Origin of the sequence: Muricauda brasiliensis, from assembly GCF_003057865.1 — a bacterium.
GTDB classification, from domain to species: Bacteria; Bacteroidota; Bacteroidia; order Flavobacteriales; family Flavobacteriaceae; genus Flagellimonas; species Flagellimonas chongwuensis.
This window is the reverse complement of record NZ_QBTW01000041.1, coordinates 1-269: the sequence shown is the minus strand read 5'-3', so window position 1 is coordinate 269 and position 269 is coordinate 1. Positions and strand designations below refer to the sequence as shown.

1 protein-coding gene is annotated in these 269 nt (G+C 58.0%); it reads left to right on the top strand.

Annotation, left to right across the window (positions count from 1 at the left end; translation table 11 throughout):
- Positions 1-269, top strand: a 269-nt coding sequence (locus tag DCK90_RS16850; RefSeq protein ID WP_159075875.1) for a DUF7507 domain-containing protein, incomplete at both ends; no start/stop codon positions are given.

The window sequence follows — 269 nt, the reverse complement described above, 5'->3', positions numbered from 1 at the left end:
ACTATCCGTGGGGGACGACACGCCCGTGAACGATAGCGACAATATCAGCACACCACTGCCCGTAAACCTATGCGCACCGGCGCCGGCCATACAGGTCATCAAACAGGGAGCGGCCGATGTGGACGAGGACAGCGATGGCTGCATCGACGGTATCACCTATACCTTTACCGTGACCAATACCGGCAACGTCGACCTGTACACCATCGTGCTCAACGATGACAAGATCGGCGGGCAAGTGGCCGGACCGTTGGCCAATGAGGATGACAACA